General features: G+C 74.4%; 23 protein-coding genes. 12 read left to right on the forward strand and 11 right to left on the reverse strand.

Annotated features, from left to right (window positions below; genetic code table 11):
- Nucleotides 1-54 precede the first annotated feature (54 nt).
- From ITX44_RS34450 to ITX44_RS34460, 3 genes are all read left to right on the forward strand, one after another.
- A complete protein-coding gene (locus ITX44_RS34450) occupies nucleotides 55-1,488 on the forward strand; it encodes a GNAT family N-acetyltransferase (RefSeq protein ID WP_205362820.1) in 1,434 nt (477 codons plus the stop codon).
- A 144-nt stretch (nucleotides 1,489-1,632) separates the two neighbouring features.
- Nucleotides 1,633-3,321, forward strand: a complete 1,689-nt coding sequence (locus ITX44_RS34455) for a DUF885 domain-containing protein (protein WP_205362822.1) — start codon at nucleotides 1,633-1,635, stop codon at nucleotides 3,319-3,321.
- Nucleotides 3,322-3,517: 196 nt separating this feature from the next.
- Nucleotides 3,518-4,042 (forward strand): GNAT family N-acetyltransferase, encoded by a 525-nt coding sequence (locus ITX44_RS34460; protein ID WP_205362824.1) that lies wholly within the window; start codon nucleotides 3,518-3,520, stop codon nucleotides 4,040-4,042.
- Nucleotides 4,043-4,067: 25 nt separating this feature from the next.
- On the opposite strand, the gene ITX44_RS34465 is transcribed toward ITX44_RS34460, so the two are convergent.
- A complete protein-coding gene (locus tag ITX44_RS34465; protein WP_236062201.1) occupies nucleotides 4,068-4,586 on the reverse strand; it encodes a rhodanese-like domain-containing protein in 519 nt (172 codons plus the stop codon).
- 94 nt (nucleotides 4,587-4,680) lie between these two features.
- Here ITX44_RS34465 and ITX44_RS34470 point away from each other — a divergent pair, with 94 nt between their 5' ends.
- Nucleotides 4,681-5,127 carry an Lrp/AsnC family transcriptional regulator gene (locus ITX44_RS34470; protein WP_205362825.1) on the forward strand — a complete coding sequence of 149 codons (447 nt, stop codon included), beginning with the start codon at nucleotides 4,681-4,683 and terminating at the stop codon, nucleotides 5,125-5,127.
- A gap of 13 nt (nucleotides 5,128-5,140) precedes the next feature.
- Here the strand turns inward: ITX44_RS34470 and ITX44_RS34475 are convergent, their stop codons facing one another.
- The 3 genes from ITX44_RS34475 to ITX44_RS34485 form a co-directional block, all read right to left on the reverse strand.
- Nucleotides 5,141-8,689, reverse strand: a complete 3,549-nt coding sequence (locus tag ITX44_RS34475) for an AAA family ATPase (protein ID WP_205362826.1) — start codon at nucleotides 8,687-8,689, stop codon at nucleotides 5,141-5,143.
- Entirely contained in the window at nucleotides 8,689-9,849 is a 1,161-nt protein-coding gene (locus ITX44_RS34480) for an exonuclease SbcCD subunit D (protein ID WP_205362827.1), read from the reverse strand. The genes ITX44_RS34475 and ITX44_RS34480 overlap by 1 nt, the downstream gene beginning before the upstream one ends.
- Before the next feature lie 129 nt (nucleotides 9,850-9,978).
- A complete protein-coding gene (locus tag ITX44_RS34485) occupies nucleotides 9,979-10,605 on the reverse strand; it encodes a YigZ family protein (RefSeq protein WP_205362831.1) in 627 nt (208 codons plus the stop codon).
- A gap of 134 nt (nucleotides 10,606-10,739) precedes the next feature.
- On the opposite strand from ITX44_RS34485, the gene ITX44_RS34490 reads away from it, so the two are divergent.
- Nucleotides 10,740-11,144 (forward strand): CoA-binding protein, encoded by a 405-nt coding sequence (locus tag ITX44_RS34490; RefSeq protein ID WP_205362908.1) that lies wholly within the window; start codon nucleotides 10,740-10,742, stop codon nucleotides 11,142-11,144.
- Nucleotides 11,145-11,196: 52 nt separating this feature from the next.
- Here ITX44_RS34490 and ITX44_RS34495 read toward each other — a convergent pair whose 3' ends face one another.
- On the reverse strand, nucleotides 11,197-11,736 hold the full coding sequence (locus ITX44_RS34495; RefSeq protein ID WP_205362833.1) for a YbaK/EbsC family protein: 540 nt from the start codon (nucleotides 11,734-11,736) through the stop codon (nucleotides 11,197-11,199).
- Between the two features lie 300 nt (nucleotides 11,737-12,036).
- Entirely contained in the window at nucleotides 12,037-12,801 is a 765-nt protein-coding gene (locus ITX44_RS34500; RefSeq protein WP_205362835.1) for an acyltransferase, read from the reverse strand.
- 69 nt (nucleotides 12,802-12,870) lie between these two features.
- Here ITX44_RS34500 and ITX44_RS34505 point away from each other — a divergent pair, with 69 nt between their 5' ends.
- Entirely contained in the window at nucleotides 12,871-13,428 is a 558-nt protein-coding gene (locus ITX44_RS34505) for a gamma carbonic anhydrase family protein (RefSeq protein ID WP_205362836.1), read from the forward strand.
- Between the two features lie 34 nt (nucleotides 13,429-13,462).
- Here ITX44_RS34505 and ITX44_RS34510 read toward each other — a convergent pair whose 3' ends face one another.
- Both ITX44_RS34510 and ITX44_RS34515 read right to left on the reverse strand, forming a co-directional pair.
- On the reverse strand, nucleotides 13,463-14,131 hold the full coding sequence (locus ITX44_RS34510) for a DedA family protein (RefSeq protein WP_205362837.1): 669 nt from the start codon (nucleotides 14,129-14,131) through the stop codon (nucleotides 13,463-13,465).
- A gap of 164 nt (nucleotides 14,132-14,295) precedes the next feature.
- Nucleotides 14,296-14,748, reverse strand: a complete 453-nt coding sequence (locus tag ITX44_RS34515; RefSeq protein WP_205362838.1) for a DUF4442 domain-containing protein — start codon at nucleotides 14,746-14,748, stop codon at nucleotides 14,296-14,298.
- A gap of 72 nt (nucleotides 14,749-14,820) precedes the next feature.
- Between ITX44_RS34515 and ITX44_RS34520 the strand changes: the two genes are divergently transcribed.
- Complete coding sequence (locus ITX44_RS34520) at nucleotides 14,821-15,969, forward strand: DUF8017 domain-containing protein (RefSeq protein ID WP_205362839.1); 1,149 nt, start codon at nucleotides 14,821-14,823, stop codon at nucleotides 15,967-15,969.
- A 585-nt stretch (nucleotides 15,970-16,554) separates the two neighbouring features.
- Nucleotides 16,555-17,928 (forward strand): MFS transporter, encoded by a 1,374-nt coding sequence (locus ITX44_RS34525; protein ID WP_205362840.1) that lies wholly within the window; start codon nucleotides 16,555-16,557, stop codon nucleotides 17,926-17,928.
- Here the strand turns inward: ITX44_RS34525 and ITX44_RS34530 are convergent.
- A complete protein-coding gene (locus tag ITX44_RS34530; protein WP_205362848.1) occupies nucleotides 17,868-18,767 on the reverse strand; it encodes a spermidine synthase in 900 nt (299 codons plus the stop codon). The two genes, ITX44_RS34525 and ITX44_RS34530, sit on opposite strands and share 61 nt — an antisense overlap.
- 270 nt (nucleotides 18,768-19,037) lie before the next feature.
- Between ITX44_RS34530 and ITX44_RS34535 the strand changes: the two genes are divergently transcribed.
- From ITX44_RS34535 to ctaF, 4 genes are all read left to right on the forward strand, one after another.
- Nucleotides 19,038-20,252 (forward strand): MFS transporter, encoded by a 1,215-nt coding sequence (locus ITX44_RS34535; RefSeq protein ID WP_205362850.1) that lies wholly within the window; start codon nucleotides 19,038-19,040, stop codon nucleotides 20,250-20,252.
- 252 nt (nucleotides 20,253-20,504) lie between these two features.
- Nucleotides 20,505-22,121, forward strand: a complete 1,617-nt coding sequence (qcrB, locus tag ITX44_RS34540; RefSeq protein WP_205362852.1) for a cytochrome bc1 complex cytochrome b subunit — start codon at nucleotides 20,505-20,507, stop codon at nucleotides 22,119-22,121.
- Between the two features lie 89 nt (nucleotides 22,122-22,210).
- Nucleotides 22,211-23,875, forward strand: coding sequence for an aa3-type cytochrome oxidase subunit I (gene ctaD / locus ITX44_RS34545; protein ID WP_265934355.1), 1,665 nt, complete (start codon nucleotides 22,211-22,213; stop codon nucleotides 23,873-23,875).
- A complete protein-coding gene (gene ctaF, locus ITX44_RS34550; RefSeq protein ID WP_205362854.1) occupies nucleotides 23,872-24,279 on the forward strand; it encodes an aa3-type cytochrome oxidase subunit IV in 408 nt (135 codons plus the stop codon). The genes ctaD and ctaF overlap by 4 nt, the downstream gene beginning before the upstream one ends.
- Before the next feature lie 12 nt (nucleotides 24,280-24,291).
- Here ctaF and ITX44_RS34555 read toward each other — a convergent pair whose 3' ends face one another.
- A complete protein-coding gene (locus tag ITX44_RS34555) occupies nucleotides 24,292-24,603 on the reverse strand; it encodes a hypothetical protein (protein WP_205362856.1) in 312 nt (103 codons plus the stop codon).
- A 157-nt stretch (nucleotides 24,604-24,760) separates the two neighbouring features.
- On the reverse strand, nucleotides 24,761-26,071 hold the full coding sequence (locus ITX44_RS34560; protein WP_205362858.1) for a geranylgeranyl reductase family protein: 1,311 nt from the start codon (nucleotides 26,069-26,071) through the stop codon (nucleotides 24,761-24,763).
- Nucleotides 26,072-26,111: the final 40 nt, after the last annotated feature.

A 26,111-nucleotide genomic window follows, 5' to 3' on the forward strand; every position in this document is an offset into this window, starting at 1 on the left:
GTCCGGTCATGGAACGTTCGTGATCACGCAACAACCATTGGGCACGGTGGATGCATGCCTCACTCGACTACCGACCGCGCCGCGACCCGGCACCGTCACTGGGGCCGGGAGCTGGTGGAAGTGGCCGCGCTGTTCGCCGCGATGGCGACCGCCGACTTCGTCGCCCAGCTCGTCAACCACGGACCGGACGGGCGCGTCCTGCTGATCACCTCGGCGGTGGCGCTGCTCGCGGCCGCCGCGTTCCATGTGTGGTGGTCGCACCGTCCGAGCGGGCCGGGGACGGCGCACCAGGCCGTCCCCGGCCCGGAACGCGAACAGGAACAGGAACGGGACGAGGAGCAGGAGCCGCGGGAGGAGCTCGCGACCACCCTGTGGCGGATGCGCACCACCGTGCGGGACACGCCGGGCTCGCTCGGCGCGGTGTGCACGGCGCTGGCCCGCAGCCGGGTGGACGTCGTCACCCTGCAGACCCACCCGCTGGCCGAGGGCACCGTGGACGAGTTCCTGCTGCGCGCGCCGCAGGCGCTGCCGGCCGCCGCGCTGGTGCTGACCGTGAGCGAGGCCGGCGGCACCGACACCTGGATCGAGCGGGCCGACGCGCACGACCTCGTGGACGCCCCGACCCGGATGCTCGCGCTGGCCACCCGCACCGCCCTCGACCCGGCCGAACTCCCCCTCGCGCTGCGGCAGTTGTTCGGCCGCTGCACCATCCGCTCGACACCGGCCGGAACCGGTCCGGAAGCGGCCGGGACGAGCGGCGAGGACGGCGGCGACGCCGACTCCCCCGCGCCGACGGTGATGCGGCTGCGCGACCCGTCCGGCGGCACCATCACGGTGACCCGGGACCACCTGCCCTTCACGCCGACCGAATTCGCCCGCGCCCGCGCGCTGGTGGAGCTGGACGCCCGACTGGGGGTACGGATGCCGGCCGGCCGGCACGTCCTGACGCTGCCCGAGGGCGAACGGATCACCGTACGCCGGGCCGGCCCGGAGGACGAGGAGGCGGCGCTGGCGATGCACCGCCGCTGCTCCCCGGCCACCCTCGCGCTGCGCTACCACGGCCCGGTCGCCGACGCCGACCGCTACCTGCCGCACCTGCTCAGCCCGCGCCTGGGCCAGTCGCTGGCCGTCGAGACGGCCTCCGGCCGGCTGGTGGCGCTCGGCCACCTGCTGTGGGACGGCGACGAGAGCGAGGCCGCGCTGATCGTGGAGGACCAGTGGCAGCGCCGCGGGATCGGCGTCGCCCTGCTGCGCAAGCTGGTGGAACTCGCGGTCGCGGCGGGCCGGGACAGCGTCTACGTGGTCACGCGGTCCGGCAACACCGGCATGGTCGCCGCGATGCGGGAGCTGGGCCTGCCGCTGGACTACCAGGTGGAGGACGGCACCCTGGTGATCACCGCCTCGCTGCCGTCCGCCGGGGGCCCGCTGTCCGCGGGCGACACCGAGCCGGCGATCGCCGAGCTGCCCTGGATCCCGAGCCGGAACTGACCACCGCGCCGACGGTCCCGGGAGCCCGCTTCCGGGGCCGTCCGCGTACGCCCGCGTACCGGGCATCACCCGCACCGGCAGCCGTCATGACCGTACGACCCCCTGGTGATGACGCGCGGACCGCGACGTACCAGGATGGGCCGCATGTCCACTCTCACCAGCAGTCCGCTGCCCCGGCAGGTCGCCGACGCCTACGTCGACGACCTCATCGCACTCGACCCGACTCTTGGCACCTACCTCGGCGTACCGGGCAGCAACCGGCTGCTGCCGGACTACACGCCGGCCGGCTGGGAGGCCAGGGCCGAGCTGGCCCGGACGACGCTGGCGAGGCTGTCGGACGCCGAGGACCGGACCGGGGCGGACAGCGACGCCGAACGGCGCTGCGCCCGGCTGCTGCGCGAACGGCTCACCGCGGAACTCGCCGTCCACGACGCCGGGGAGAATCTGCGAGCGCTGAGCAACATCGCCTCGCCCGCGCACAGCATCCGCGAGACGTTCACCCTGATGCCTACGAACACGCCGGAGGACTACGCGGACCTGGCCGTCCGGCTGCGGGCGGTGCCCGCCTCGCTGACCGGCTACCGGGCCTCGCTGGCGGAGGGCATCAGCCGCGGGCTGCCCGCCGGGCCGCGGCAGGTCGAGGCCGTGATCGGGCAGATCGGCGAGTGGATCCAGGGCGGCGGCGCCGACTCCTGGTTCGCCGGGCTGGTCGAGGACGGTCCGCAGGAGCTGCGCGCGGAACTGGACGCCGCCGCGGCCGAGGCCACCGACGCGTACGCGGGCCTGCGCGATTACCTGCGGCGGGAGTACGCGCCGGCCGTCGCGGACGCGCCCGACACCGTGGGCCGCGAGCGGTACGCCCGCTGGACCCGCTACTGGAACGGCACCGACCTGGACCTGGACGAGGCGTACGCCTACGGCTGGTCGGAGTTCCACCGGCTGCACGCGGAGATGACCGCCGAGGCGGGCAAGATCCTGGCCGACGCCACCCCCTGGGAGGTGCTGCGCCACCTGGAGCAGCACGGCCAGGCCGTGGAGGGCGTGGACGAGGTGCGGCGCTGGCTCCAGGACCTGATGGACGAGGTCATCGGCGCGCTGGACGGCACCCACTTCGAGCTCGCCGAGCGGGTCAAGCGGGTGGAGGCGATGATCGCGCCGCCCGGCGGCGCCGCCGCCCCGTACTACACCGCCCCCTCGGAGGACTTCTCCCGGCCCGGCCGGACCTGGCTGCCCACCATGGGCAAGACCCGGTTCCCGGTGTTCGACCTGGTCTCCACCTGGTACCACGAGGGCGTGCCCGGGCATCACCTGCAGATCGCCCAGTGGGCGCACGTGGCCGAGAACCTGTCCCGCTACCAGGCCACGGTCGGCATGGTCAGCGCCAACGCCGAGGGCTGGGCGCTGTACGCCGAACGGCTGATGGACGAGTTGGGCTTCCTCACCGACCCCGAGCGGCGGCTGGGCTACCTGGACGCCCAGATGATGCGGGCGAACCGGGTCATCGTCGACATCGGCATGCACCTGGAGCTGGAGATCCCCGCCGACTCGCCGTTCCACCCGGGCGAGCGGTGGACGCCCGAGCTGGCCCGGGACTTCTTCGGCCGGCACAGCGGCCGCGCGCCGGACTTCGTGGACAGCGAGCTGATCCGCTACCTCGGCATCCCGGGCCAGGCCATCGGCTACAAGCTGGGCGAGCGCGCCTGGCTGACCGGCCGCGCCAACGCCCGCGCGGCCCACGGCGACGCCTTCGACGCCAAGGCCTGGCACATGGCCGCCCTCTCGCAGGGCTCGCTGGGCCTGGACGACCTGGTGGCGGAGCTGTCCGCGCTGTAGCCGCGCCCGGGGAGCCGAGCGCCCGGGCGGTCACCGCCCGGGCGTCCGCCCGGCACCGGCCGGGGCTAGGCTGGCTGCCTCGCGGCCCCCGGGCCCGCCTGCGTGCCGTCCGGGACCGGCCGGTCCCGGACGCGGGCCACCGGGTCACCCGGGGCAGGGGGCACGGGGATCTCAATGGACAAGGCGGTACGGCTGGATGACGCTGCACGCTTCGCACGACGAGGGCCGGCTGGTGCTGACCCAGGGCCGGCTCACCCTGCGCGAGCAACTGCCCCAGGAGGCCGCGCTGCTGGCCGAGGGCAAGCCCGGGTCGCTGACCTGGATCGACGGGGTGCCGGGCGAGGGCACGATGGGCGCGGCCTCGATGACGGTGGCCGCCGCCCGGGCCGGGGCGTACCGGCCCGGCTGGGGCCTGTTCGCGATCATGCGCACCGAGGACGCGACGGCGGTGGGCGGCGTCGGATTCCACGGGCCGCCGCTGCGGGGCGCGGTGGAGATCGGATACGACCTGACGGAGTCCGGCCGCGGCGCGGGCTGGGCCACGGACGCGGCCCGGGCCCTGTGCCAGTGGGCGTTGGGCCAGCCGGAGGTGCTGGTCGTGCTGGCCACCACCGAGCCCGGCAACCGCGCCTCGCAGGCCGTACTGGGACGGGTCGGCTTCGGCCGGGTCGCCGACCGCGGCGACCTGTGGGCGTACGAGCTGACCCGTCTGCCCGGCTGACCCGCCCGCGGGCGGCCAGGTCCGGTCAGCAGCCGCAGGCGGCCGCGTCCACCGGCGTGGTGAGCGGGTCGGCGGCGCCGCGGGCCGATCCCTCGGCCGTCTCGTAGCCGAAGCCCTCGCGGATCCAGTACTCCATGCCGCCGAGCATCTCCTTGACGGGGAAGCCGAGCCCGGCGAGCAGGAGCGCGGCCCGGGTCGCGCCGTTGCAGCCGGGCCCCCAGCAGTGGACGACCACCGGCACGGCGCGGTCGAGGAGTTCGTCCGCCAGCTCCGGGATGCGTGCGGTGGGCAGGTGCAGCGCGCCGGGGATGTGGCCCTGATCCCAGGCCTGGTCGCTGCGGGTGTCCACCAGGACGAACCCGGGGTCGCCGCCGGCCCCCAGCGCGGCGGCCACGTCCGCGACGTCGGTGTGGAAGGCGAGCGAGGCGGCGAAGTACGCGGCGGCGTCCACGGGGGCCGCGGGCGGCACCCGCAGCACCGGGTTGTCGGCGGGGACGCCGGTCATGGCGGCGGTCGGCTGCGGCAGGGTCTGCGGTGTGGTCATGCCGTCGAATGTACGGTCCAAGATCGCCGCGTTGAAGTGACGTTCCCCGGCGTTCTTCTTGTCCGTCCGGGGTTTCCCCTGCTATCCAGTCCGTATGACCACGATTTCCCTGGACGCCACGGACTGGCGGCTGCTGGAGGCCCTGCAGCGCGACGGGCGGGCCTCTTTCGCCGAACTGGCCCGTACGGTGTCGATGTCGCCGAGCGCGGTCACCGAGCGGGTACGGCGGCTGGAGGAGGCGGGGGTGATCACCGGATACTGCGCGGTGATCGACCACGAACGGATCGGGCTGCCCGTGCTCGCCCTGGTCCGGCTGCGCTACCCCACCGGCAACTACCGGCCCTTCCACGAGATGCTCGGCACCACCCCCGAGGTGCTGGAGGCGCACCACGTGACCGGCGACGACTGCTTCGTCATGAAGGTCGCGGCCCGCTCGATGCGGCACCTCGAGGAGGTCACCGGCCGCCTGGCGGGCCTGGGCGCGGTGACCACGAGCGTCGTCTACTCCTCCCCGCTGGAACGCCGCCCGCTGGTCCTCTAGGGGTTGCCGGGCATCAGGCGAGGGCGGGGGCGCGCAGCTGGAGGGTGGAGCCGTCGCGGCCCTTGGTGACCCGGAGCTGGGCCGGGATGCGGTGGCGCAGGTCGGCGACGTGGCTGACGATGCCGACCGCGCGGTCGCGTTCGCGCAGGCCGTCGAGGACGTCCAGCACCTCGTCCAGGGTCTGGTCGTCGAGGCTGCCGAAGCCCTCGTCGATGAAGAGCGTGTCCAGCCGGGTGCCGCCGGCCTCGTCGGTCACCACGTCGGCCAGGCCCAGCGCGAGGGCGAGCGAGGCGAAGAAGGTCTCGCCGCCGGAGAGCGTGGCCGTGTCCCGCTCGGTGCCGGTCCAGGCATCGACCACCATCAGGCCCAGCCCGGACTTGGCCCGCCGGTCGGCCCGGGCGTCGGTGTGCACAAGGGTGTAGCGCCCGCCGGACATGCGCAGCAGCCGCACGCCGGCCGCCGCGGCCACCTGCTCCAGCCGGGCGGCCAGCACGTACGTCTCCAGCTCCATCCGGTACGTGTTCTCCGCGGAGTTGGCCGCGACCAGGTCGGACAGCCGCTTGAGCCGGGCGGCGGCCTCGCGGGCGGGGGCCAGGTCCCGTACCCGGGCGGTGGCGGTGGCGCCGAGCCGGTCGAGTTCCCTGACGCGGGACGCGGCGGCGGCTTCGGCGGCCGAGGCGACGCGCAGGGTGCGGGTCGCCTCCTCCAGCGCGGCCAGTGCCAGGTCCGGGCGCGCGGGCGGCTCCTGCGCCGCGGCGGCCGGCTCGGGGGCGGCCAGGTCCGCCGCCACCGCCGCCTCCTGCCGGTCCCATTCCTCCGCCTGCCGCTCGGCCGCGGCGCGCGCGGCGCCCGGCAGCAGGGCGGCGGCGGCCTCGTCCGGTGAGCCGAACCCGGCCCGGGCGGCGGCCTCGGCGAGGGCCGCCTCGGCCTGCGCGAGCCGTTCGCCGGCCTCGATCGCCTCCCGTACGGCTGTCAGGGCCCGCTCCAGCAGCGCGATCCGCCCGGCCAGGTGCTCCCGGCGGGCGGCCACGCTCGTCCAGTCACCGCGGGCCTCGGCCAGTTCGGCCCGGGCCAGGTCGTGCCGCTCGGTCAGCTCCTCGCGGCGTGACGCCCTTGCGGCGGCACGGCTCAACACGTCCTGTCGCAGCGCGGCCCGGCGGTCGCGCTCCTCCTCGGCCCGCTCCAGGGCGGTACGGGCCCGCGGTACGCCCGCTGCCTCGCGTTCGGCCGCCGCGTGCCGGTCGGCCAGCGCGGCATGATCGGCGGTCAGTTCGGCGCGCGGCGTGTCCCCGGCGGCGGTCCGCGCGGCCGTCAGCGCCGCCTCCAGCCGGGTCACGGTCTCCCGCACCCGCTCGTACGCGCCCGATTCGCGCTGGTAGTCGGCGTAGGCGAGGTCCTCGTCGGCGCGGGTGACCTGGCGGTCGGCCGGGCTGGCGGGCGCGGGGTGCTCCAGCGCGCCGCACACCCGGCAGGGCTGCCCGTCGGCCAGTTCCTGGGCGAGTTCGGCGGCGATGTGCTCGATCCGGGCCTCGCGCAGGTCCTGCCACGCCTCGCGCGCGGTGGCGCTGCGGTCCCTGGCGTCACGGGCGGCGTCCTGCGCCCGCGCGGTCTCGGCGGCCAGCCGGTCCCGCTCCTGCGCGGCCGCCAACCGCCCGGCCGCGTCCCGTACCTCGGCCGCCAGCCCGGCCGCCCGGCTCACCGCCTCCATCGCGGCGTCCAGCCGTCCCTGAAGCGCGGTCCGCGTGCCCGGCCACTCGTCCAGCCACGCCTGCGCCTCGCGTACGGCCTCCTCGTCCGCCCGCTCCTGCCGGTCCAGCCCGGCCAGCCGCTGCTCCGTCTCCTCGACCCGCGCCTCCAACTCCGCACCCCGCGCCAGCCCGCCCACCTCCTCCCGCAACTCCCCGACCCGCCCGGCCAACACGGACGCCGTCGCCGACCCGACCGGGAGTACGGCCCCGCCCTCTCCGTGGGCGGCCGCTGCCCGCGGCCCCGGAAGGGCGCTCCCGGGGTCGTTCGGCCGGTGCTGGGCGGGTACGGCGGGGGTGCCGGTGGAGTTGCCGGTGCCCGGTCGGCGCGGGACGTCGTCCCGGCCTCGGGTACGGTTCGCGGGCGTGGCTCCGCCAGGGGGCTCTTCACCCGAGGCCGCGGCGCCGGCGGCCGGAGGCGTACCGGCGGAATCGCCGATGCCCGGCAGGCGCCTGGCGCCGTCCTGGCCACCCGAACCGCTCACGGGCGCTGCGCCGTCAGCGGACCCTTCACCACCGCGCGGGCCACCGGGCCGTACGCCTTCACCCGGCGGCCCTCCGAACCCGCTCCCGGGCGCATCGGGCACCACCACCGTCGCCGTACGCTCGGCGCCGACGCCGGGTCCGGGCAGGGCCTCCCGAACGGCCCCCGCCATGTCGTCACCCGCACCCCCGGCCCGTACGTCGTCTCCCCCGGCCAGGTGTCCCGCCGGGACGCGGGTCCCCGCGGAACCGACTTCATCAGCACCGGCCGGGCGCGGTCCCCGCAGGGTCGCGAGGAGGGCGGGGGCGGACAGCAGGGAATGGGCGGCGGTCGAGGCGGCCTCGTGGCGGGCGGCGGCGTTTGTGTGGAGGGTGAGGGCGGACTCGACCGTGGCGGCGCGCAGGGCGCGGGCGAGGCGGGTACGGGCGGCTTCGCGGGCGGGGCGCTCGGCGGTCAGGGCTTCGGCGCGGCGGCGGGCGTCGGCGTGGCGGGTCTGGAGGGCGTGCAGGTCACGGGCCCGGTCGGCGTCCGACTGGGCGGCGGCGTGGGTGCGCTCGGTCAGGGTGAGGGCGGCGCTCGCGACGGTGTGCTGCTCGCGGGCGTCGCAGCGCAGGACGGCGGCCTCGGCGAGGAGGTCGTCCACGGCGCCGCCTTCCGGGGCGGGGGCGGTCCCGGCGGCCTGGCGCATGGCCGCGGCCAGGTCGGCGAGCTCGCGGTCACCGGATTCGAGGCGGCGCGCGGCCTCGGCTGCGCGGTCGCGCAGCCAGCCCTCGGCGCGCTTGAAGCGCCCGGTGTCGAACAGGCGGCCGAGCAGCCGGGCCCGTTCCATGGCGCCGGCCCGCAGGAAGGTGGCGAACTCGCCCTGCGGCAGCAGCACCACCTGGCAGAACTGCTCGCAGCTCATGCCGACGAGCTGCTTGACCTCCTCGCCGATCTCCTGGTGCGAGCGGGACAGGCCGTGCCACTGCCCGTCCTTGTGCTCGCGCAGGTAGGTGACCGGTTTCTCCATCGTCCAGCCGGTGCCGCGCTTCTTGGCGCGCGGCTGTTCGGGGCGCCGGGTGATCTCCAGCCGCCGCCCGCCGACGGTCAGGTCGAGCACGACCTCGGTGGCCGTGCCGGGCTCGGCGTGGTCGCTGCGCAGCCGGGTGGCCGGACGGGCGCCGGGCACCTGGCCGTACAGCGCGTAGCAGACGGCGTCCAGGACGGAGGTCTTGCCCGCTCCGGTGGCGCCGTGCAGCAGGAACAGCCCGGCGGCGGACAACTCGTCGAAGTCGACGTGCTGGGTGCCGGCGAAGGGCCCGAAGGCGGTGAGGGTGAGGCGGTGCAGGCGCATCAGGGGCGTTCCGTGCGGGTGTCGTCGGCGCGTACGGCGTCGAACGCGTCGCTCAGTACGGCCAGTTCGCGGTGGTCGGGGGACGAGCCGCGGACGTGGGCCACGAAGTCCTCGGCGATCTGCAGGTCGGTGCGGCCGCGCAGCCGGCGGGCGTAGCTGAGCGCGGGGTCGTCGGGCGCGGCCTCGGGCTCGAAGGCGAGGGCGAGGATGTGCGGGAAGCGGGCGGCGAGCGCGGCCATGGGTTCGTGCGGCCGGAAGGGGTCGGTGAGGGTGGCCTCGACCCAGGCGTCGGCGTACCGCTCCAGCTTGGGATCGGCGAGCAGGTCGGCGAGCTTGCCGCGCAGCCGGGCCAGCGGGCGCGGCACCGGCGTGTCGATCCGCTCGGCGGCGATCTCCCCGCCGGGGCCGAGGTCGACCAGCCACATGCTCTTGCGGTGGTGCTCCTCGGAGAAGGAGTAGGCCAGCGGCGAGCCGGAGTAGCGGACGCGTTCGCCGACCGTCTGGCAGCCGTGCAGATGGCCCAGCGCCACGTAGTCCACGCCGTCGAAGATCTCGGCCGGCACGGCCGCCACCCCGCCCGTGGTGATGTCGCGTTCGCTGTCGCTGGACACGCCGCCGGTGACGAAGGCGTGCGCCAGCACCACGCTGCGGGTGCCGGCCGGGCGCTCGGCGAGATCCGCGCGGACCCGGTCCATCGCCGCGCCGAGCACCGCGGTGTGGTCGGCCCGCTCGGCGCCGAACTCCGAACGGACCAGCACGGGTTCGAGGTAGGGCAGGCCGTAGACGGCGATCTCGCCGTGCTCGTCGCTCAGCACCGCCGGGCGGTGGCAGGTCGCCGGGTCGGTGCGCAGGTGGACGCCGGCCCGGCCCATCAGCCCGGCCCCGACACCCAGCCTGCGGGCCGAGTCGTGGTTGCCGGAGATCATCACGGTGGGCACGCCCAGGTCGGCCAGCCGGTGCAGGGTGGTGTCGTAGAGCTCGACGGCCGACAGCGGCGGCACCGCCCGGTCGTAGACGTCCCCGGCCACCAGGACGGCGTCGACGCGTTCGGCGTGGACCGTGGCCACCAGGTGGTCGAGGAAGGCCCGTTGGGCGTCGAGCAGGTTCACCCGGTGGAACGACCGTCCCAGGTGCCAGTCCGAGGTGTGCAGGAAACGCATGATCCCCGAAGACTAGCCGTACGGCGCAGCGTCCCGTGCGCGTACCCGCCGACCGGCAACACGGCCGGTCCGGGCGGCCGTACGCGGCGGCTTCCGCCGGTCCGGGCGGGCGCGTCGCCGTACGGGACGTCAGACCTCCACGTACGCGGCGCCTTCCACCGTGCAGGAGGCGGCGCCGGAGGTGGCGTCGGCGAGCCAGGCGCGGAAGGCGGGCACGGCGTCCTCGGGGACGCCGAGGGCGATGGCGACCCGGTCGGTGTACGTCACCTCGCGCACGGTGTGGCCGGCCGCGCGCAGTTCGTTCTCCAGCCGGCCGGCCCGCTGGTGGTCGACGGTCACGGTGACCAGGGCGAGCCGGCGCCGCTCGACGGTGCCGATCTCGTCGAGCGCGGCGGAGACGGCGCCGCCGTAGGCCCGGACCAGGCCGCCGGCGCCGAGCTGGATGCCGCCGTAGTAGCGGGTGACCACCGCCACGGTGTCGCGGACCTCGCGGCCCAGCAGGACCTGGAGCATGGGGGTGCCGGCGGTGCCGCCGGGTTCGCCGTCGTCGCTGGCCCGGTGCAGGCGGCCGTCGGGGCCGATCACGTACGCGAAGCAGTTGTGGGTGGCCGCGGCGTGCTCCCGGCGGACGGTGCGGATGAACTCCTGCGCCGCCTCCTCGCTGTCCGCGGGGGCCAGGGCGCACCGGAACCGGGAGCGCTTGATCTCGCTCTCGTACACGCCCGCGCGCGCCACCGTCAGATACCGGTCGACCATTGCGCCAGCGTAGGGCCTGTCCGGTGGATCCCGTCGGGCCGGGCCGCGGGCGGGAATGACCGGGCCGGGTTTCTGGTTCGCGCCGGTATACGAGGGTGCCCGCGACGGGGCCCGGTGAACGGCTGGAGGACGGCGTGTACGGCGATGCGGCGACGGTGCGGAAGATCCTGACCGGCACGGGCGACACCTGGGCGGTGGTCGGCCTGTCGAACAACCGGTCGCGGGCCGCGTACGGTGTGGCCGCGACCCTCCAGCGGTTCGGAAAGCGGATCGTGCCGGTGCACCCGCTGGCCGAGACCGTGCACGGCGAGCAGGGCTACGCCTCGCTGAAGGACATCCCCTTCCCGGTGGACGTGGTGGACGTCTTCGTCAACTCCGCGCTCGCCGGAGAGGTGGCGGACGAGGCGGTCGCGGTGGGCGCCAAGGCCGTGTGGTTCCAGCTCGGCGTGATCGACGAGGCGGCGTACGAGCGCACCCGCACGGCCGGGCTGGACATGGTGATGGACCGCTGCCCGGCGATCGAGATTCCGCAGCTCTGAGCGGGGGCGGGAGTAGGGGCGAGCCTTGACCGGACGGTCCGCCCGCCGCCGGTCAGGCCGCCGGGATGCCCAGGCCGTCGAGGACCACGGCGCCGGGGAGGGCGGCCAGCACCTTGCCGGGAACGATGAGCTTGCCGCGCCGGGCCCCGCTGCCGATCACCAGGTGGGGCGCGTCGACCACGGCCGAGTCGATCAGCAGCGGCCAGGCGGCGGGCAGGCCGACCGGGGTGATCCCGCCGTATTCCATGCCGGTCTCCCCCACGGCGGTCTCCATGGGCGCGAAGGACGCCTTCCTGACCCCGAGGTGGCGGCGGACGACCCCGTTCACGTCCACGCGGGTGGTGGACAGCACCAGGCAGGCGGCCAGGGTGGTCTCGCCGGCCCGCTTCCCCGCCACGACCACGCAGTTCGCGGAGCGCTCCAGCAGGTCCTGGCCGTAGGCCGCCACGAAGTCGGCGGTGTCCGCCTTCGCCGGGTCGGTGTCCACGAGGATCATCTCGTCGGTGACGGCCGCGGCGACCGGCGCCGCAAGCAGTTCGCGTCGTTCGGTGGCGGGGTGGGCTTCCTCGAAGGACCCGATGGGTGCGCGCATACCGGCGAGCTTAGGCCTGTCCGGCGGATCTTGGGGGCTCGCGTCTGCTTCGGCTCGGGCGGGGGGGAGGTGCTTTCCGCCTCCGGCGGGAGGACCATGCGCACTGCGGCGCCACCGGAGTACCCAGGGGCGCGGGGCTGTAGTTGATATGCGGCTGGCGCCGCGTGGGCGCGACGAGCCCTCATCCGTGGCGCGGGTCGCCACCGGCCCGAAGGGGCAATTGCTGCCGTATCCGGAGCACCGGCCGGACGTGGTTGCTCGCGCAGTTCCCCGCGCCCCTACGGGCGCTCACCCGCCCGGTCAAGCACCCGCAGGGTCAGGGTCCTCCAGTTCGCCGAGGGCGAGGAGTTGTTCGGGGGTGATGCCCTCGGGGATGGGGATGGGGGCGGGGGTGCGCAGCGGGGGCTGCCAGCCGGCGTCGGGTTGCCAGCGGCGGACCACGCGGGCGGGGGCGCCGGCGACGACCGCGAAGTCGGGGACCTCGCCGCGGACCACGGAGCCGGCCGCGACCACCACGTTGCGGCCCAGGCGGGCGCCGGGGAGGATCACGCAGCCGGAGCCGAGCCAGGAGCCGCTGCCGATCTCCACGGGCGCGGTGCGGGGCCACTGCTTGCCGATGGGGCGGGTGGTGTCGTCGTAGGAGTGGTTGTCGCTGGTCACGTAGACGTACGGGCCGCAGAAGACGTCGTCGCCGAAGACGACGGGGGCCGAGGCGACGACATGGCTGCCGCGGCCGAGGACCACGCCGTTGCCCAGCCGCAGCACCGGGTCGGGGCCGAGGTCCGCGCCGGGCATCATGCCCGCGGCGAGGGTGACCTGCTCCCCTATGACGCAGTGGTTGCCCAGGTGGATCCAGGGTTCGCCGAAGATGGTGCCCAGCGGGAAGGCCAGCCGGGTGCCCTCGCCGATCCGGCCGAAGCGCAGGGTGCCGGGGCGCTCGGCGGTGACGGCGCCGGCCCGCTGGAGCCAGCGCCAGCTGCGGTGCACCAAGCGCGAGGCCGCGCGGCGCCGCCAGGCCGCGCCCCTCGCGATCGCAGAAGAGAACACGTTCTCGTTCTTCGGCACGGACCCACGGTATACGGTGCCGGGGACGCGGCGGCGGGCCGCCGGGCGGACCTTCCGGGAGGGACGGCGATGGCGGGTGGCGGGCACGGGCGGGACGGGGCGCTGATCGCGGCGGTCGCGGGCCGCGAACCGCGGCTGGACCCCACGGCCTTCGCGGCGCCGACCTCGGTGGTGCTCGGCGACGTACGGCTCGGCGCGCGGGCCAGCGTCTGGTACCACACGGTGCTGCGCGCGGACAGCGCGCCGATCGACATCGGCGCGGGCTCGAACATCCAGGACAACTCCACCGTGCACGCCGACCCGGGCTTTCCGGCCCTGATCGGCGCCCGGGTCACGGTGGGGCACAACACGGTGCTGCACGGCTGCGTGATCGAGGACGACGTGCTGATCGGGATGGGTGCCACCGTGCTCAACGGCGCCCGGATCGGGACCGGTTCGCTGGTCGCGGCGGCGGCCCTGGTGCCGCAGGGCATGGTGGTGCCGCCCGGCTCGCTGGTGGCCGGGGTGCCCGCGCGGGTGCGGCGGACGCTCGGCCCGCAGGAGCGGGAGGTGATCCGGCTGAACGCCGAGCACTACGTGGAGCTGTCGGCGACGCACCGGGACGCGCTGGGCGGCCCGGCGGTCTGAGGCCCGGCGGTCCGGGTCCGAGCCGGCTGGCCGGCTACTCGCCCTCGGTGCCGCTCATCGCCGGCTCGGGTCCGGCCGCCGCGGCGGCCGCCTCGATCTCGGCCTGCGTCTTGGCGGCGCGCCGGCGGACGAACAGCAGCGAGCCGATGCCGAAGAGTATCGCTATGCCGAGGCCGACGTAGCCGAACTTGCTGAGCCAGGGCTCGGCGACCTTGCCGACCTTGTAGATGATCAGCGTTATGCCGCCGGCCCAGACGATGCCGCCGAGCGCGTTGGCGATCAGGAAGCGGGGGTAGGGCATCTTGAGCACGCCGGCCAGCGGGCCGGCGAAGATCCGCAGCAGTGCGACGAACCGGCCGAAGAACACCGCCCACATGCCCCACCGCTGGAACGAGCGCTCGGCGGTGGCCACATGGCCGGGCGAGAAGTGCTTGGGGAATCTGCGCCCGAGCCGTTCCAGCAGGGGCTTGCCGCCCTTGCGCCCTATGGAGTAGCCGATCGAGTCGCCGGCGACCGCGCCGAAGATCGCGCAGGCGGCCACCACCCACGGACTGACATGCCCCTGGGCGGACATCAGCGCCGCCGTCATGAGCACGATCTCGCCGGGCAGCGGGATGCCGAGGCTCTCCACGCCCACCACCAGACCCACCATCAGGTAGACGGCGACCGGCGGAATGCCGTCGAGCCAGTCCTGGACGTGCACGGCTGGTCCCTCCCACGACGACGGTCGGTTGTGCGCACGGCGCTGCGCATGCCGTTGAGCCTAACCGACAGCAGGGACAATGCCGTCCGTCCAGCGGCGTAGCCGATGGGTGTACCTGCGGCGTACGGCACCGGGACGCGTCGTTCCGGCACGGTGGCGGACGCTCAGCTGTTCGGGCGCAATGTCCAGATGATGGTCATACGTCCCGTTTCCGCACCGTCCGCGCGTCGTATCGAGACCTCGACGGGGAACTCCGGCCGCGTACCGGCGTCGAGTTCGGCCACCACCTCGGCGGCGGGCCGGCCGAGCTCCGCGATGGCGGTCACCTCGCCCCGGGCGATCTTGAGGAACGACATCTCGGCCCGCACCGGCAGCGGCACGGCCCGCTCGAGCTGGTCGCCGAAGGCCCCGATCACCACGGCCCCGGAGGCGGACTCGGCCAGGGTGAACATCGCGCCGGCGTGCGGCCCGCCCACGTGGTTGTGGTAGTCGGGCTGGTCGGGCAGCACGAGCACGGCGCGCTCGGTGGTGGTCTCCTCGTACCGCAGGTTCAGGGTGCGGACCATCGGCACACTGGCGGTGAGCATCTCGCCCAGCGAGGGCAACGTCTCGGACATGCCTGGAGGTTACCAGCCGGTAGCCCGGTCCGGCGTGGAACCGCCGTCTCACCTCCCCTAGTGTTTCCAGCCATGTGGCCAGACCAGCACGGGGGACAGCAGCACCCGCAGGGGGCACCCCCACAGCAACCCCAGGACCAACCGCAGCAGCCGTACGCGCAGCCCAACCCGTACGCCCAGCCGGGCTATCCGCAGCAGCCGCCGCAGTCGGCGGCCCCGCAGTACCAGCAGCCGCCGTCGCCGTACGGGACGCAGAACCCGTACGCCCAGCCGCCCGGCTACGGCTACCCGCCCCAGCAGCCCGCCGGTTACCCGACCCCGCAGCCGTGGGGTCCGCCGCAGGCCGGCGGCCCGGACGGCCCGAGGCCGCCGCGCGACCGCCGGAACCTGACCATCGGCATCGCGGTGACCGCGGCCGTCGCCGTGATCGGCGCCGTGGTGGTGGGGGCCGTCGCCCTCACCGGCGGCGACAAGAAGAACGACGCGAAGGACGCCTCGCCGAGCCCCGGCACCCCGTTGGCGAGCACCGCAACGGCCGCGGCCCCGACGGCCACGCCGTCGCCGAGCGACACCGGCGCCGCGGTCACCGCGGGCTCCGGCGACTCGCCGCGCGGCGTCCCGGGAGCGCTCGACGTCAAGCCGGTGATACCGGGCTGGAAGGTGGTCAAGCGCACCGAGCGCAACGTCGCCTTCGACGTGCCGCCGAACTGGACGGTGGACGACGAGGGCACCGAGATCGGCTTCGAGGACAAGAGCGGCAACCCGGCCGTCGCCATGGGCGCCCCCGCCTTCTACAAGCGGAACGAGTGCACCGCCGGCAGCCAGAGCGCGGACGGCGCCGGGGCCGGCACCAAGGGCGCCAACGGGGCCAAGAGCGTGCGCAACGCCGCCGAGGTGGCGGCCGAGTCATGGGCGTACTGGGGCTTCCAGCAGAACGGCAAGGGCACCTTCTCCAAGGCGCTGGACAGCAAGGCGTTCCACAACGCGCACGGCATCACCGGCTGGCAGGCGATGGCCACCGCCACGAACGTGCCGCACGCGAACAAGTGCGTGACCGACGGCGCCGCCTACACGGTGGCCTGGATCGACCCGACGGTGCTCGACCCGTCCAAGCGGCTCGTGGTGTGGGTGCTCTACTGCGAGCGCGGCGTCACCGACCAGGTGCCCGCGGCCACGATCAGGAAGATCGAGAGCACGATCCGGCTGATGAAGGCGAAGTGAGCCTGGCCGCGCGGACCCGTACGGCACCGGGACCGCCGGGCGGGCCGAGCGGCACGGCAGGTAGCGCTCCGGGCAAAGCCCGGCCGCACGACCGGTGACGCCTCCGGGCCGCACGGCCCGGCGACAATCGGCCCGGTCCGGCCCGGGCGGCCGGGCACCGCGGAGTCCCCGGCGCGGCGAGTCGCCGGACCTTCCGCCGAGAAGAACCTGCCCGGTGAACGCCGACGAACCGGGCCGCACGGCCCGGCGACAATCGGCCCGGTCCGGCCCGGGCGGCCGGGCACCGCGGAGTCCCGGCGCGGCGCGTCGCCGGACCTTCCGCCGAGAAGGATCTGCCCGGTGAACGCCGACGAACCGGGCCGCACGGCCCGGCGGACCGCCGCACGTGGGCCCGGGCCGGCCTGGCCCGGGCCCGTACGGCCGGGCGGGCCGTACCGGAGCCGGCGGCGGAACCCGCCGCCGGACCTCCGCCGGGCGGGACCCGCGGCCGCCGGTGAACAGCAGCCGACCGGCCGGCGCCCGGACCTGCGGTGGGCCGCGGGAAATCGCCTTGCGTGCGCCGCGGGGCTCCGCGATAGTCCCCGGGTGACCCGCGACGACGCACCCTCCGGCCGGCGGCGCCGGATCCCGCGGCCGCCCGAGTGGGCGGGCCGCAATTTCCGGCTGCTGGCCGGGGCGTCGTTCATCACCAACCTCGGCAGTTCCGGCGCGCTGATCGCCGGTGCCTACGCGGTGATCGGGACCGGCGGCAGCGCGACCGACGTGGGCGTGGTGGCCGCTGCCCGCACGCTCGCGATGGTGGTGTTCCTGCTGGTGGGCGGGGCGGTCGCGGACCGGGTGCCGCGGCAGCGGGTGATGGTGACGGCCAATGCCGCCAACGCCGCCTCCCAGGGGCTGTTCGCGCTGCTGGTGCTGGCCGGGCATCCCGCGCTGTGGCAGATGGCGGCGCTGACCGCGACCGGCGGCGCGGCGCAGGCGTTCTTCTCCCCCGCGGCCGAGGGCATGCTGCTGTCCACGGTGGAGACCGCGCACGCGGGCAAGGCGTTCTCGGTGTTCCGGCTGTCCATGAACGGCGCGACCATCGGCGGTGCGGCGCTGGGCGGCGCCCTGGTGGCGGCGGTCGGCCCGGGCTGGGTGCTGGCGGTGGACGCGGCGGGCTTCGCGGTGGCGGGGAGCATGCGGTCCCGGCTGGACGTACCGGCCGCGGAACGGACCACCGCGCGGCGCGGCTTCCTGCGCGAACTGCACGAGGGCTGGCGCGAGGTCGCCTCCCGGTCCTGGCTGTGGGGCATCGTGGTGCAGTTCTCGGTGGTCAACGGCGTGGTCGCGGCCTGCCAGTCGGTGTACGGACCGGTGGTCGCCCGGGAACACCTGGGCGGGGCGGGGCCCTGGGGCCTGGCACTGGCCGCCGAGGGCGTCGGCACGGTCGGCGGCGGTCTGCTGATGATCCGCTGGAGGCCGCGCCGGATCCTGCTGGTGGGCACGCTCGGCGTCTTCCCGCTGGCGCTCCCGGCCGCGGCACTCGCCCTGGCGCTGCCCTGGCCGGTGCTGGCCCTGGTGATGCTGGCCTCGGGTGTGGCCATCGAGGTGTTCGCGGTCGGCTGGATGCTGGCGCTGCACCAGGAGATCCCCGAGGAGAAGATGTCGCGGGTCTCGGCGTACGACTGGCTGGGCTCGGTGGCGATGACTCCGCTGGCCCTGGCGCTGGCCGGTCCCGCGGCGGCCGCCTTCGGCCGGACCGCGGCGCTGTGGGGCGCGGCCGCGCTGGTGGTCCTGCTGACCGGGGCGGTGCTGCTGCTGCCGGAGGTACGGCGCCTGGAGCGCGCCGGGCACAAGCCGTCGCGGGTGACCGCCGCGGCGGACGACCTGGTGCCGGCCGGCCCGCCGGCCGCCGCGGGTCAGCCAACGGTGAAGGCGCCGTCGGGCGGCTCGGGCGAAGGCAGCGCGGCGTCGTCGTAGACCGGCTCGCCGGTCAGCGCCGCCAGCGACTCACCCGCGACCACCCGGGCCGGGAAGGCGTCACCCGCGCACAGCCGGGCGATCGCGTCCAGCGGCAGGGGCCGGCCGAGGCGGGCGGCGAGCACCGCGTTGCCGAACCGGCGGCCGCGCAGCACCCCCGGTTCGGCGATCAGGCACAGGTCGGCCGCCGACCCGAACGCCTCGTGAACCGTGGCCAGTTGACCACCGAGGAAGGAAAAGGGAGCGGCGTCGGCGATGTTGGCGGTGTACAGCCCGCCGGGCCGCAGCACCCGGCGGATCCCGGCGGCGAACTCCACCGACGTCAGGTGCGCGGGCACCCGCGAGCCGCCGAAGACGTCGACCACGACGGCGTCGGCGCTGCCGTCCGGCGCCGCGGCCAGCCACTCCCGCGCGTCCCGGGTGTGCACGGTGACCGCCTCGCCGGCCGGCGGGAGGTGCTCGGCCACCAGCGCGGCCAGGGCCCGGTCCGCCTCGACCACCTGCTGCCGGATTCCCGGCCGGGTCCGGTCCAGACGCCGGGGCAGCGCCATCGCGCCGCCGCCGAGGTGCACCACGTCGAGGCCACCGGGGCGGACCGTAGCGCCGGAATCGGCCGGTTCGTCCGAGGGGACGTCCCCGCCGGGCAGCACCGACTCCAGGACGTGGGCGATCCGCTGGGCGTACTCGAACTCCAGGTACTCGGGGTCGTCCAGGTCGACGTACGACTGCGGCGCGCCGTCCACGGTCAGCAGCCACGCACGCGGCCGGTCGATGTCGGGCAGCAGCTTGGCGGTCCCGAAGTCGACGGTCCGGGTGACGGGGACGGGCTCGTGGGTCACCGGTGAATTGTCCCAGACCCGCAGTTCAGCACCGCTTCACCCGCTGGTTCACCCTCCGGTGACATGCCGGAATCACAGGGGTGCCAGAATTTGTTCCGTAATTGAACTTAGCTCGCCCGATCCTCTGCCCGCCCGCTCGCCTGTAGTACAGCCCTCATGAGGTCCCGCGCCCGGCGCCGTTCGGCCGGCCGCGCCCCGCTCCCGTACGAACCCGCACCACCCTGTGCCGCTCCGTCCCCCGTACCGCTTCGTCCTTCGAAGGAATCCTCCATGCCCCTGGCCATACTCGCCCTGGCGGTAAGCGCCTTCGGCATCGGCACCACGGAGTTCGTGATGATGGGCCTGCTGCCCAACGTCGCGGACGACCTCGGCACTTCGGTGCCGACCGCGGGCTATCTGGTGTCCGCGTATGCCCTCGGTGTCGTGCTCGGCGCGCCGCTGCTCACCGCGCTCGGCGCTCGGGTGCCGCGCAAGCGGATGCTCCTGCTGCTGATGGGCCTGTTCACCCTCGGCAACCTCGCCTCGGCCTTCGCGCCGGGCTACGCCGCCCTGCTCGCCGGGCGGTTCCTGGCCGGGCTGCCGCACGGCGCCTTCTTCGGGGTCGGCGCGGTGGTCGCCTCCCGGATGGTCGCCGAGGAGCGCCGGGCCCGGGCGGTCGCGGCGATGTTCCTCGGCCTGACGGTCGCCAACATCGTCGGTGTGCCGGCCGCGACCGCGCTCGGCCAGCACCTGGGCTGGCGGGCCACCTTCCTGGTGGTGTCGGTGATCGGCCTGATCGCCCTGGCCTCGCTCGCGCTGCTGATCCCCCGGCTGCCGGAGGAGCCGCACGCCGGCGTCGCCCAGGAGATACGCGCGCTGCGCGAGCCGCAGGTGCTGCTGGGCCTGGCGACCGCGGTGTTCGGGTTCGCCGGTGTCTTCGCCGTCTACAGCTACCTGGCCTCGATGATGACCAAGGTCACCGGGTTCGCGGACTCGTCGGTGACCTTGCTGCTCGCCCTGTTCGGCCTGGGCATGACGCTCGGCGCGCTGGCCGCCGGGCCGCTGACCGACCGGGCGCTGCGTCCCACGCTCTACGGTTCGCTGGCCGCGCTGGCCGGTGTGCTGGTCGCCTTCCACTTCGCGGCCCAGTCCAAGATCGCCGCCCCGATCGGGGTGGTGGTGCTGGGGGCGGTCGGCTTCCTGACCACCACGCCGCTGCAGATGCTGGTGATGAACAAGGCCCGCCGCGCGCCCACCCTGGCCTCGGCGTCCAACCACTCGGCCTTCAACCTCGCCAACGCCGGCGGCGCCTGGCTGGGCGGCGCCGCGATCTCCGCGGGCTGGGGCTGGACCTCGCCCGCCCTGGTCGGCGCGGTCCTGGCGGTGGTGGGCCTGGGCATCGCAGTGACGGCCGGCGTACTCGACCGGCGCGCCCCGCACACCGCCTCCCACGTGGTCGCCGCGGGTGTCGCCCGCGCCCGGGAGGAGGTCACCGAAGGCGCGTGAGCCCGCGCCCGCCACGCCGGCCGCTACTGAGCCCCACCCCCGCGTACGCAGACCCCCGCACGACGCCCGCCCGTACCCCCACATCCGTCCGCCACCCCTCCGTACCCCTCCCCCGCCTGCGAACGGGTGAAGTTGACGGGCCGTCGGCGCGGTCCCGGGCGGGCGTCCGCCCGGGGCGGCCCGGGCCGGGAAACATGGGGCACGCGCCGTGCGGTGCGGTCCGGGCGGCCCCGGGAAGTGGTGAGGCGAAGCATGCTGATGCGCAAGCGGCGCTGGACGGCGGGCGCCGCGGCGCAGACCGGCTTCGACGTCCTGGACGCACGGCTGCCCGCGGCCGAGGCCGCCCGGACCCTGCTGCGCAAGGCCTTCCCCGACCACTGGAGCTTCCTGCTGGGCGAACTCGCCCTGTACAGCTTCGTCGTGCTGGTGCTGACCGGCTCGTGGCTGACGCTGTTCTTCAGCCCGGGCTCCGCGACCTCCCGTTACGCCGGCAGCTACGCCCCGCTGCGCGGCCTGCTGATGACCCAGGCGTACAGCTCCACCCTGCGGATCAGCTTCGACGTGCGCGGCGGGCTGCTGATGCGGCAGATGCACCACTGGTCGGCGCTGATCTTCGTCGCCGCGATCTCGGTGCACATGCTGCGGATCTTCTTCACCGGCGCCTTCCGCAAACCGCGCGAGGTCAACTGGATGATCGGCGTGGTGCTGCTGTTCACCGCGCTGCTGGAGGGCTTCTGCGGCTACTCGCTGCCCGACGACCTGCTGTCGGGCACGGGGCTGCGCACCGCGAACAGCATCGTGCTGTCCATTCCGGTGATCGGCACCTACCTGGCGTTCTTCGCCTGGGGCGGGCCGTTCCCGGGGCGCGTGTTCAACGACCGGCTCTACATCCTGCACGTGCTGTTCGTGCCCGGCCTGCTGATCGCGCTGATCACGGTCCACCTGGTGCTGGTCTTCTACCTCAAGCACACCCAGTGGGGCGGCCCCGGGCGGGTGAACCGCAACGTGGTGGGGCGCCCGCTGTTCCCGCACTTCACCGCTAAGTCCACCGGGCTGCTCCTGCTGGTGTTCGCCACGATCGCGGCGCTCAGCGCGCTGGTGCAGATCAACCCGGTGTGGCTGTACGGGCCGTACGTGGCCGACCAGGTGAGCACCGACGCCCAGCCGGACTGGTACGTGGGCTTCCTGGAGGGCGCGCTGCGGCTGATGCCGCCCTGGGAGACCCGGGCGGCCGGGCACACCGTGATGTGGAACGTCCTCGTGCCCGCGCTGCTGCTGCCGGGCGTCCTGATGATGCTGCTGCTGTGCTACCCGGTGTTCGAACGGTGGGTGACCGGCGACCGCGCCGAGCACCACCTGTGCGACCGGCCGCGCGACCGGCCGGTGCGCACCGGGTTCGGGGTGGCCGGCATCATCGCGTACACGGTGCTGCTGGTGGCGGGCGGCAACGATGTGGTGGCGCTGACCTTCCGGGTCTCGGTGAACACCCTGACCTGGATCTTCCGGATCGGGTTCGTGGTGCTGCCGGTGCTGGCCTTCGCCGTCACCAAGCGGCTGTGCCTGGCGCTCCAGGCCCGCGAGAAGCGCCGGCTGCGGGTGGGCGCGGAGACCGGCGACGTGGTGCAGAGCGTGTACGGCGCGATCGAGCCGCGGCACGTACCCGTGGCCGGTGACCGGCTCTACCACTTCCTGGTGCGCGACCTGCCGGTCCCGCTGCCGCCACCGGAGGCGGACGTGCCGCGCACGACACGGCTGCGGGCCGCGCTGGGCCGCTGGTACTACGGCCGCCGGGTGGAGCTGCCGGCCACGCCCGAGCAGCACCAGCACGTGACGGAGGCGCTGGCCGAGCCGGAGCGGAGGACATCGTGACCCAGGCCGGAACCAGGCCCGCCGCGCCACCGCCGGGTCCGCCGCCCCGCCCGGCCGGCCCCACCGGGCCCGAGGAGAGCGGCCACGGGCTGGGCGGGCGGCTGCTGGGCTGGCTGACCACCACCGACCACAAGGTGATCGGCAACCTGTACATGGTGACCGGGTTCGCCTTCTTCCTGTTCGCCGGGCTGCTGGCGATGGGCATGCGGGCCGAACTGCTCCAGCCGGGACTCCAGTTGTGGAGCAACCAGCAGTACAACCAGCTCGTCACCATCCACGGCACCATCATGATGCTGCTGTTCGCCACCCCGATGTTCGCCGGCTTCGCCAACGCGATCATGCCGCTGCAGATCGGCGCCCCGGACGTGGCCTTCCCCCGGCTGAACGCGGTGACGTACTGGCTCTATCTGCTGGGCGCCCTCACCGTGGTGTCGGGATTCGTGGTGCCCGGCGGGGCGGCGGCCTTCGGCTGGTTCGCGTACGCGCCACTGAACAGCGCGATCTTCTCCCCCGGCGCGGGCGGCGACCTGTGGGCGATGGGCCTGGTGCTGGCCGGGCTGAGCACCACCTTGGGCTCGGTGAACTTCGTGAGCACCATCGTGACCCTGCGCGCGCCGGGGATGACGATGTTCCGGATGCCGATCTTCACCTGGAACATCCTGTTCACCTCGATCCTGGCGCTGCTGGCCTTCCCGGTGCTGGCGGCGGAGCTGTTCGCGCTGGAGGCGGACCGGAAGTTCGGGGCGCACATCTTCGACGCCGCCAACGGGGGCGCGGTCCTGTGGCAGCACCTGTTCTGGTTCTTCGGCCATCCCGAGGTCTACATCGTGGCGCTGCCGTTCTTCGGGGTGGTGACCGAGATCATCCCGGTGTTCAGCCGCAAGCCGCTGTTCGGGTACATCGGGATGGTGGGCGCCACGATCGCCATCACCATGCTGTCCGCGGTGGTGTGGGCCCATCACATGTTCGCCACCGGCGTGGTGCTGCTGCCGTTCTTCTCCCTGATGTCGTTCTTCATCGCGGTGCCGACCGGGGTGAAGTTCTTCAACTGGATCGGCACGATGTGGCGCGGGTCGCTGTCGTTCGAGACGCCGATGCTGTGGTCGGTCGGGTTCCTCGTCACCTTCCTGCTCGGCGGCCTGAGCGGGGTCCTGCTGGCCGCGCCGCCGATCGACTTCCACGTCACGGACTCGTACTTCGTGGTCGCCCATCTGCACTACGTGCTGTTCGGCACGGTGGTGTTCGCGATGTTCGCCGGCTTCTACTTCTGGTGGCCGAAGTGGACCGGGCGGATGCTCGACGAGCGGCTGGGCAAAGTGCACTTCTGGACGCTGTTCGTCGGCTTCCAGACCACCTTCCTGGTCCAGCACTGGCTGGGCGAGGAGGGCATGCCGCGGCGGTACGCGAACTACCTGGCGGCCGACGGCTTCACCACGCTGAACATGGTCTCGTCCATCGGCGCCTTCGTGCTGGGGCTGTCCACGCTGCCGTTCCTGTACAACGTGTGGCGCACCGCCGTGCGGGCGCCCACGGTGACGGTCGACGACCCGTGGGGCTACGGCCGCTCGCTGGAGTGGGCCACCACCTGCCCGCCGCCCCGGCACAACTTCCACGCCCTGCCGCGGGTGCGCTCCGACTCGCCGGCCTTCGACCTGCACCACCCGGACGTGCCCGAACTGCCGCCGCCGTCCGTCCGGCACGTGGGCGGGCCACCGGAGCCGTCCGGCGGGGCGCGCGGCGAGGCACCGCGATGAGGACCGAGATGTTCCTCTTCGCCGGCGTGGCCGTGTTCTTCCTGGTCACCGATGTGATCTACGCGTGGTGGTCGCACCAGGAACCGGCCGGCAGCGCGGTGCTGGCGGTGGCCTTCCTGATGGCCTCGGCGATCTCGTTCTTCTTCGGCCGCACCTACCGCACCCGCGGCACGCGCCCGGAGGACCGCAAGGACGGCGAGATCGCCGACCGGGCCGGGCCGCTGGACTTCTTCCCGCCGCACAGCCCCTATCCGCCGGCCGTGGCCGCGGGCGCGGTGCTTACGGTGCTTGGCATCGTCTTCGGCCTGTGGCTGTTCCTGCTGGGCCTGGGCACGCTGGCCGGCTCGGTGGGCGGGATGGTGTTCGAGTACGTGCACCGGGGCGAGCCCGGTGAGCCGGAGTAGCCGGCGGGCCGGTCAGCCGCGGTCGGGCACGGGGACCGGAGCGGGCCGCGCCGCGGACGCGGGGGCCGGGACGTACACCCGGGCGGGGGTGCGGGCGGGACGCGACGGACGCACGTGGGCCGGCGAGACCTCGGTCCCGGCGTCCGCGTCGGCGCGCACCCGCGCGCACAGATTGTCCGTCAGCACTTGGCGGAACAGCAGGAAGCGGCGCAGTTCCACCGTGTCGGTCCGCCACATCCGGCCGGTCAGTGACGGCACCAGGGCCACCGCCACCAGACCGACCGACGCACCGCTCAATGCGACCCAGGTCAGCACAACCGCCATGACGACTCCTTCGTCCGCGGCACCTTCGCCGCGATTGCCTAGCAGCCTCCTAACGCCGCCGTATATGCCCTGGTCACGGCGATCATGATGACTTTACGCCGGTACGCACGGGCATGACCCGAATGGCCCATTGCGGCAGCGCGTACCGGCCGGACGGTCAGCGCCGGCGGCCACCGGCCGGCACCAGGCGCACCACCGTGTTGAGCACGCTGTCGATCGTGTCGGCGGCCGGCTGGTCGGTCAGGTGGGTGAGCAGCCGGGCCAGGGTGTTGAGGAGCACGGGACTGGCCATGGTCCGACGGTTGAGCAGCGGCCGGTAGCCGACCCGGCTGAACACCTGGTCGCCGACCACGTTGCCGAGCCGGTAGTAGCGGCCCCAGCGGCGGGTCATCTCCTCGGCGTAACGGCCCAGGGCCCGTTCGCGCTGCGGGCCGGCCGGGCGGGTCAGGGCCAGCGCCACGGTCTCGGCGGCGACCTCGGCCGCTTCCATCGCCTGGGCGATGCCCTCGCCGCTCCACGGGCTGATCATGCCGCCGGCATCGCCGACCAGCAGCAGGCCGCGGGAGTACTGGGGGCGGCGGTTGAAGCCCATGGGCAGGGCCGCGCTGCGCAGCGGCGAGTCCGCGTTCTCCTCGGTCAGCCCCCATTCCTCGGGCAGCCGCGCCAGCCACAGGTCCAGCGAGCCGCGCAGGTCCAGCGGACCGTGCTTGCGGTGCGGCAGGCCGCCGAGCCCGACGTTGACCCGGCCGTCGCCCAGCGGGAAGATCCAGCCGTAGCCGGGCAGGTCGCGGCCGGTGCGGGAGCAGCGCAGGTCGGCCCACAGCTCCAGATACGGGTCGTCGGTGCGGGCCGCGCTGCGGTAGTAGCGGCGGGCGGCGGTGGCCAGCGGCCGGACGGGGTCGCGCTCCAGCCCCATGGCCAGCGCGGTGCGGGCCGAGGCGCCCTCGGCGGCGATGACCACCGGGGCCCGGAAGGTCACCGGCCGCTTGTCCTTGCCGACTTCGGCGGTGACACCGGTGATCCGGCCGGCCCGGTCGGTGACCGGCCCGGTGACCTTGGTGCCCACCCGCAGCCGGGCGCCGGCGTCGGCGGCGTGTTGGACCAGCAGGTGGTCGAAGTCGTGCCGGCTGCGGGTGAGCCCGAAGTCCGGGTAACGGCCGTTCGACGGCCAGTCGATGAGCACCTCGCGGCCGCCGCACACCCAGCGCATGCCGCGCGAGCGGTTCCAGCCGGGGGCGTTGATGTCGATGCCCATCTTGACGAGCTGGTGCACGCCGCGCGGGGTCAGCCCGTCGCCGCACACCTTGTCGCGCGGGAAGTCGCCCTTCTCCAGCAGCAGGACGTCGAGGCCGGCGCGGGCCAGGAACACCGCCGCGGTGGAGCCGGCCGGACCGGCTCCGACCACCACGACCTGGGCCTCCTCCCCGGCGGTGTCACCGGTCTCCGGCGTCTGCGGCTGTGTTGACACGCCCACGGCTTCCTCCAGGATCTACGGCACGACGTCTTGA

The organism is Actinacidiphila acididurans (assembly GCF_016918855.1).
In the GTDB taxonomy this organism is placed as follows: domain Bacteria; phylum Actinomycetota; class Actinomycetes; order Streptomycetales; family Streptomycetaceae; genus Actinacidiphila; species Actinacidiphila acididurans.